This window comes from uncultured Adlercreutzia sp. (assembly GCA_910585575.1).
GTDB lineage: Bacteria > Actinomycetota > Coriobacteriia > Coriobacteriales > Eggerthellaceae > Adlercreutzia.
In genome coordinates, this window is the sequence record CAJUFS010000091.1 from 1 (window position 1) to 7,767 (window position 7,767).

Annotated in this window: 6 protein-coding genes; 2 read left to right on the forward strand and 4 right to left on the reverse strand. The window is 62.7% G+C overall.

What is annotated here, in order from left to right; all coding sequences use genetic code 11:
* Positions 1 to 622 (reverse strand): amino acid permease (locus QZ307_RS10060; protein ID WP_295999490.1); only part of this gene is annotated, 622 nt, incomplete at its 3' end.
* Positions 623 to 913: 291 nt separating this feature from the next.
* Complete coding sequence (locus QZ307_RS10065; RefSeq protein WP_295999492.1) at positions 914 to 2,668, reverse strand: hypothetical protein; 1,755 nt, start codon at positions 2,666 to 2,668, stop codon at positions 914 to 916.
* A gap of 196 nt (positions 2,669 to 2,864) precedes the next feature.
* Between QZ307_RS10065 and QZ307_RS10070 the strand changes: the two genes are divergently transcribed.
* A complete protein-coding gene (locus QZ307_RS10070; protein ID WP_295999494.1) occupies positions 2,865 to 4,775 on the forward strand; it encodes a fructose-1,6-bisphosphatase in 1,911 nt (636 codons plus the stop codon).
* Here QZ307_RS10070 and QZ307_RS10075 read toward each other — a convergent pair whose 3' ends face one another.
* Entirely contained in the window at positions 4,776 to 5,426 is a 651-nt protein-coding gene (locus tag QZ307_RS10075) for a hypothetical protein (protein ID WP_275206383.1), read from the reverse strand.
* A gap of 277 nt (positions 5,427 to 5,703) precedes the next feature.
* Here QZ307_RS10075 and QZ307_RS10080 point away from each other — a divergent pair, with 277 nt between their 5' ends.
* The gene (locus QZ307_RS10080) at positions 5,704 to 6,747 is read left to right on the forward strand and encodes a deoxyguanosinetriphosphate triphosphohydrolase (protein ID WP_295999497.1); all 1,044 of its coding nucleotides are present in this window, start codon (positions 5,704 to 5,706) and stop codon (positions 6,745 to 6,747) included.
* A gap of 87 nt (positions 6,748 to 6,834) precedes the next feature.
* On the opposite strand, the gene QZ307_RS10085 is transcribed toward QZ307_RS10080, so the two are convergent.
* Positions 6,835 to 7,767, reverse strand: a 933-nt coding sequence (locus tag QZ307_RS10085; RefSeq protein WP_295999499.1) for a 3-hydroxyacyl-CoA dehydrogenase, incomplete at its 5' end; no start/stop codon positions are given.

Sequence of the window (7,767 nt, forward strand, 5' to 3'; positions counted from 1 at the left end):
ACATGGCGGCAATGCACTCGTAGCCGCAGTACATCCAAATGCCCAGGCTGATGGAGGCAGCAATGCACTGCATGGGCGCCTCGGGCACGGCGAATATGGGGTCGAAGGGATTGGTCTGCCAGTTCACGAAGCCGAAAACGGCGGCCATGCCGAACACAATGATGATGAGCACCGAGAAGAACGAGCTGATGCGCTCCACTTCAACAAGGCCTACCAAGTTGATAACGGTGAAGCTGGCCACTACCAAAAGCTTCACGCCGAAGGTGCCGGCGTCGTCCAGCGAGAGCAGCTGGGCGGTATAGCCGCCCACCATGGCAATGTAGGCTCCCGAGGAGATATAGGTGTCCATAGAGGTCCACCAGCCGGCTTGGAAGCCCCAGAACTCGCCGAAGGTCTCCTTGGCCCAAGCGTAGATGCCGCCCTCGCGGGGCAGGATGGCGTTGGCTTCGGCCACAAGGCGGCTGATGGGGCGCGCCCAAACGATGGGCAGCACAATGAGGATGATCAGGGTAAGACCCGGGCCGGCAGCGGGGATGATTTCCTCGATGCCGAAGGCGCCGGCAGAAACAAGGCAGAAGAGCATGAAGGCAATGCCGATAGCGCTGATTTTGCTTTTGCGCAAATGCCCGATAGAACCCTCGGGCGGGGTAGGGGGAAAGAGATCGCGTTCCGCAAGGGGAACCTCTTCGTTCTCACGCAAAACCAACCACCCCTCTCGTAGCGCATTAGGCGACAAGAGTGCAGTGTAGCCCATAAAGTCGTCGAGAGCGAGAACATTTTTTGCGCGCTTGTTCAGCCGGTAGCTGAAAGATGCTGCCTTCTTCGGAATCGATCAGGGCGTATGCACAAAAACGGCGCGCCGACGAATGCGGCGCGCCGTGAGAGAGGAGCGCAGAGCGGCGAGGAGGGGAGGTTAATTGCTCGCGCGCTTGCGGTGAATAAGCGAAGCTCCGGCCACGAGGGCTGCCATGAGGGCAACTGCTCCCGCCAGCGCCATGGCTTGCGTCAGCGGATCGCCGGTTTGGGGCACGGAGGCGGTGCGACTCGGGTAGGAGGTGGCGGTAGAAGTGCGGTGCACGGTCGGGGTAGAAGATGTGGCGCCCGCGGTCGTGCCCGGCTCGTCTTCCGTGTCGGTGGCGTGGGTGATGTTCGTGCCTCCGTTGTGGTCGGCCAAGGGATTGTCGGTCACGTGGGTTTCGGTTCCGTCGTCGGTTTGCGTGCCCTCGTCGGTGTGGGTGGTTTCGGAGCCGGTGGTGGTGCCGCTATCGTCGGACGTGCCCTGATCGGTAGTGCCCGGGGTGTCGGGGGTGCTCGGCGTATCCGGATTGGTCGGTTGGTCGGGCGTAGCGGGCGTATCGGGGGTGGTCGGCGTAGCCTTGCTGACGGTGAAGGGCGCGTCGCCATCGCCGCCCGTGCGCTGCTCGGTGTAGCCGGCAGGGGCGTAAGGCGCGACATCTTTGTTCCAGCTGCCGCCCGTTACCACTAGGTTCGTGCCCTGGGCCGGATCGTCTCCCTCCGGCTGGGTGGCATCGAAGAGGCTTCCGCCCAGATGGAAGGTGCCGTCCTTGGCGGCGACGGTGTTTTTCTGGCCGTTGCCGGAGGCCAAGGCGCTATAGGTGCCCGTAGTGTTGACCGTGGTTCCTTCCTTGAAGGTCACGGTGTTGTTGCTTGCGGGCGTCGTGTCGGGGCCCGGGTATGAGGAATAAAGCAGTACCGCCTGGGTAGTGGGAGGATTCTCGTTGGGCGAGTCGGCGTTAATGGTGGAATGATCCACCGTCATATCGATGTCGTCGCATCCCTGGAACACAATGGTGCCGAAGTTGTTGGTAACACCCGGAATGCCGTCGCCGCTGAGAATGGAGCCGTCGGTGATGGTCACCTTCGAGCCGGTGGATCCAGCGGACGAATCGGGGCCCTTCATGTACAGAGCCGCGTAGCCGCTGATCTGGCTGTCGGCAATGGTGAGGTCGACGGGGTTGAAGGTGATGATGCCGTAACCGGCCTTCGAGGCCGTAAGCGTGCTCGCCACGATGGCAATGTCGGTGGTCTGCGGGGTGTTGCCGCCGATGGTGAGCACCTGGGTGTTGCCCGCGCCGGTCGCGACGAGCTTGACGTCTTCAAGGCGCAAGCTCTTGTAGCCATCGCGGGTAGAGAGGACGCGCCCGTAGGCATCGGGGTTCGTGATGGTGAGGTTCTTCAGCACGAAGGCGGCGCTGTGAGCCTCGTCGTCGCCTCCGTACAGGTAGACGCCGCGGCTGTGCGCCGTGAGCGTGTGGCCGTTGCCGTCGAGGGTGATGCCTTGCTTGATCGAGAGGATGTCGCTTACCTCCTGATCGGCAAGGAGCGTGACGGTGGAGCCGGCCGGGGCTGCATCGACTGCCTCTTCCAGGGTGGCGTAGCTCGTCTTCGTGCCATCGGCGGTGGTTACTTGGACCAGGGCCGCGCTGGTGTCGTCGACCCCTTCTTGCGCGGCGGTGTCGTCGCTTGCGGCAAAGGCGGTGGCCGGCACGAGGTAGAGCGCCAAGAGCGCCGCAGCCACAAGGGAGATTGCCTTAGATATCCTGTTCTGTTTTCTCATAACTCTCACTTCTTTCACCTCCAGGAACTCCGTGGCCGTGCTGCCCGTCTCTCGGTCGTGAAAAGCGTGGTCGCGGGATTGAGAAAACATTAGCAAGCGGCTTGGCGAAAGCGTGGTGCGCACGAGAGTTATTGAGAAAGTGTGCAACGCCCGAAACCTGACAGATAAACTGTCCTCCTTCCTGTTGAATGCCTGTAGTATGGCGGTTATGAACCGCTACAATAGAGCGAACCCTGTATCCGACGCGGCGCAGAAAGCAGCGCCGCTTTCCCCAAGGAGGATTTCCGTGAGCGCACTGGAAACAGCGCAGCGTCAGCTGCTGGCGGAAAGGTATCCCACGCGGGCCGAGGCGGCCGCTGCTTTGGTCGAGCTTCAGGCAACCTGTGCCCTGCCGCGGGGCACCGAGCTGTTCGCCTCCGACATCCACGGCGAGTTCAACGCGTTCTCCCATGTGCTGCGCGGTGGCTCGGGTGCCGTGCGCGCGCTTATCGCAGAGGCGTTCGGCGGTCAGCTGTCCGCCGATGAAGCGGCCGAGCTGCTCAGCTTTATCCTCTACCCGCAGGAAAAGTGTGCTTTTGTTGCGGCGGGGCCGAACAGCCTCGAGGCTTACCTGGCCGAGCAGCTGCCGTTGGCCGTGGCCGTGGCCCGTCGTGCTGCCGCTTCGACCTCCCTCGACGCAGTCTGCGCGCTGATCCCCGAGGATTTTGCGCTCATGGAAGAGCTGGTAGCGGCCGATCCTGCCGACGCGGCCAAGCGCGTCTATTGCTCGGCCATTGTGGCGGGCTATCTGGAGGCGGGCGAGGGAGTGTCCTTCGCCGTGGCCTTGGGCACCCTTATCCAGCGCTTGGTGGTAAACCAGCTGCATCTGGTGGGCGACGTGTACGACCGCGGTCCGGCGCCTCAGCTCATCATGGAGGAGCTGCTGACGTTCCCCAACGTGGACGTGCAGTGGGGCAACCATGACATTTTGTGGATGGGCGCGGCGCTGGGGCAGCCGGGCAGCGTGGCCAACGTGGTGCGCATCTGCGCCCGTTACGGCAACTTGAACATTTTGGAAGACGCCTACGGCATCAATCTGCGCCCGCTGGCCGCCTTCGCCGCCGAAGCCTATGCCGACGACCCCTGTGCCGCCTTCGGGCTTAAAGACCGCACGGGGCTCACGGATGCCGAAGCGACGCTGACCGAGAAGATCCAGAAGGCCATGGCCATCATTCAGTTCAAGGTGGAGGCCCAGCTCATTGCCGAGAACCCCAGCTTTGGCTTGGAGGACCGCAACCTGCTGCACCTGGTGGACCGCGAGCGCGGTACCGTCGTGGTCGATGGCGTGGAGTACGAACTGATCGACACCGTCTTTCCCACGGTGGACTGGGAGGATCCCTATCAGCTTACCCCCGGCGAGCAAGCGGTTATCGAGCAGCTGTGCGCTGCGTTCCAAAACAGCGAGAAGCTCCAGCGCCATATGGGCTTTTTCCTGGAGCATGGCAGCCTGTACAAAATAGAGAACGGCAACCTGCTGCTCCATGCCTGTGTGCCGCTGAATGCCGACGGATCGCTCATGGAGGTGACCCTGTTCGGCGAGACGTACCGCGGCAAGAGCCTCTACGACATGGTGGACCGCTGCGTCCGCGAGGCCTTTGAGGCGGAAGGCGAGGCGCGCAAACGTGGCCTCGACATGCTGTGGTATCTGTGGCTCGGCCCCGGCTCGCCCCTCTTCGCCAAAAGCAAGATGGCCACCTTCGAGCTGTACCTCATTGCCGACAAGGCGGCGCGCAAAGAGGTGAAGAACGCCTTCTACTCACTGCTCGACAATGCGGCGGTGGTGGACGGCATCTTCGAGGACTTCGGCATGGACCCGGCTGCCTCGCGCATTGTGTGCGGTCATGTGCCGGTCAAGGCGAAGGACGGCGAAGATCCGGTGAAGGCCGACGGACGCGTGCTGTGCATCGATGGCGGTTTCTCGGCGGCGTACCAGAAGACCACGGGTTTGGCGGGCTACACGCTGGTGTCCAATGCGGAGGGGTTGTTCCTGGACGCCAATACACCGCTGGCGTCGCGGGAGGCTGCGGTGAAGGAGAACGCCGACATTGTGGCCGACCGTCGGGTCCTCGAGCGCTACCCCCGTCCGGCCACGGTGGCCGATACCGACGAGGGCGCCGTGTTGGAGGCCCGCGCCGCGCTTATTGCCAGCTTGCTGTAGCTAGTACTTCTCCCACAGGGCCAATTCCAGGTAGGATGCCAGACAGCACAGGCCGAAGCCGATAATGATCAGGGCGAACACGATGTTGGCCACCCGCGGGCGCAGGTGCATGAAGCCCTCGCACACCAGGGGGAAGACCACCCATACGTAGAGCATGGACACCAGGCCGATGAAGAAGTCGTTCACGAGCCATGCCTGACCGAGCACGTTGCCCGGCAGCTGAGAGTTGTCCCAGAAGGGGTATTCGCCGGTGATGGGGTCGGGCTGGTTCACCAGCAGCCCCATGACCAGCTCGAGCACCATGGCAATGAGGATGGCCGCCACAAAGCATTCCAGGAAGGCGCCCCACAGGGTTTTGCGGCGCATGATGAAGTGCTCCTTCAAAGGCTCGATGAGCAGTGTCATGAACACGGCGCCGAAACCGTAGACCCAGTAGGGGTGGTACCAGGGGTCGCTCCAGACGGCGTAGTCGGCATCCACAATGCCGAAGAACTTGTCCATGAAGAAGCAGTAGGGCATTTCCAGCCAGTGGCCGATAATGCAGCACAGGCAGAAGCACACGGCCAGGGCGCGCCAAAACTCCCAGGTCTTGGGTGCGAAATAGCCGATCTCGTCCTGCTCCGTTACCTTGTGAATCCTCAGGAATGCCATGGGAGTCTCTTTAGTCTCGAAACGTTCAGTGACTTCAGCCTACCCTGCCCACCCCGCGGGGTGCTCGGCAATTAGTAAGGCTTTAACTCACCGTTGATTCGTTGTTGCCGAACGAGGGCATTCCGCCAGCCTCCGGGGCGGTTGTCCCCGGAGGCGAAGGGGCGGGGCAGGAGTCGATGCACTGTTACCATTGACGGCGGTCCCAGGGCCTCTTGTTTGCTACACTGGGAGAACAACGGCTCGGCTCGGGCGGGGCCCTGCAGGGAAGGACGCTGCTATGCGCGTGATCGATCGGGAATACCAGGAAGAGCGGGAGCGCCGTGAGCTTTCCCCGGATGCGGCGGGGGCGGCCGACACGGAGGGGCGCGAGCGGTCGACGGACCCCGATGTGCTGCGCACCGATTACCAGCGCGATCGCGATAAAATCCTGCACTCGAAGTCGTTTCGGCGCCTCTCCCATAAAACCCAGGTGTTCCTCGCCTCAGAAGGCGATCACTTCCGCACCCGCTTGACCCATACTCTGGAAGTGGCCCAAATTGCCCGCACCATTACGCGCGCTCTCGGGCTCAACGAGGATTTGACCGAGGCCATTTCCCTCGGTCACGATTTGGGGCACACGCCCTTCGGCCACACCGGCGAGGCGGCGCTCAGCGCCTCGTTGGCGCGGCATCGCGGCATCGACCCCGTTTCGCCCCGGGCCCAGACGCTCTATCGTCACAACGAGCAGAGCGTGCGCGTGGTGGAGCGCATTGAGAACGGGGGCGCTGGGCTCAATCTTACGGCCGAGGTGCGCGACGGCATCCTCAACCATACGGGCAATTTGCGCGCGGAAACTCTGGAGGGGCGCATTGTGGGCACCGCCGACCGCATTGCCTACGTGAACCACGACATCGACGACGCCATTCGCGCCGGCATTCTGAGCGAGACCGATCTGCCCGAAACCACCCATCGGGTGCTGGGAGCCAACCATTCGGCACGTATCGAGCGCTTGGTGTGGGACATGGTGCACACGTCGGCCGCCACGGGTGATATTGCCATGAGTCCCGAGGTGTGGGACGCCATGATGGAGTTGCGATCCTTCCTCTTCGCCAACGTGTACACGGCGCCGGTGGTCATGGCCGAGGTGGACAAGGCCACGCACCTGCTGAGCGACTTGTTCGACTATTACGTGGAGCATATCGACGAGGTGCCCGAGGACTATCGCTCCATTTCCGAGGGCGACGACTTGCGCGCGGTGACCGACTACATTGCCGGCATGACCGATCGCTACGCCACGGCCACCTACCAGCGCCTCTTCATTCCCCACGCGCTTTCTTACTAGGGGGTGGCCTGCCGAGCGGGCCCGCAAGCAAAAAGCCCGGGTCCTTTTTGGCCCCCGGGCTTTAGCGGTGAGTTTTGGCCGATGCGGCTAGTTGTACTTGTAGAAGCCCTCGCCGGCGTTCACGCCGGTCTTGCCAGCGTCGATGTAGCTTTTCAGGGTAGCGGCAATTTTGCCGGCGATGCTGTCGGGATTGGCGGCATCGGGGCTGGCGGCCACAATGTTATAAGCGGTAGTCAAGCCCACAATGTCCAGGATGCGGAAGGGGCCTAAGGGGGCGCCGGTGCCCAGCATCCAGGCCTTGTCGATGGTCTCCACGTCGGCAACGCCGTTAGCGAGCAGGGCCTCGGCGGAATTGAGGAACGGCACCAGCATGGAGTTCAGCAGGTAGCCCGGCTGCTCCTTCTTCAGCTCCAGGGGAATCATGCCGATGGCTCGAGAGAACTGCACCACGGCCTGGTAGGCCTCGGGGCTGGTGGCCGGCTGGCCCATCACCTCGGCCGTGTTGTTCTGCCAGATGTTGTTGGCGAAGTGCAGGGCCAGGAACTTGTCGGGACGGTCGGTGTAGCCCACGATGGCGCTCGGCAGCAGGGTGGAGGAGTTCGTGCAGACGATGGTGCGCTCGGGCATATGCGGGCAGGCCTCGGCGTAGAAGGCCTCCTTTTCCGTGAGCACTTCGGCGATGGCCTCGATGACCAGATCGGCATCGTTGAAGGCCTCGTCATAGCTGCAGGTAAGCTTGATGGAATCGAAAGCGGTGTCCACCTGGGCAATAAGCTCGTCGATCTTCTCGGCGGGCACGTCGGCCGAGTCGGTGAGGCCTCGGCACCACGCTGCCGGGTTCGTCTTCAGGGCCTCCAGGGTGCTTTTGTAAATGCCGCGCAAGCGCTCGAGCTTCGGCTTCGCACGCTCGATCGAGCCTTCGCTGCGCAGCCAAATGGTGACATCGAAACCTTTGTAGGCGCTTTGCAGGGCAATCTGGCTGCCCAGCACGCCGCCGCCGGCAACGGTAACCTTCTGAAT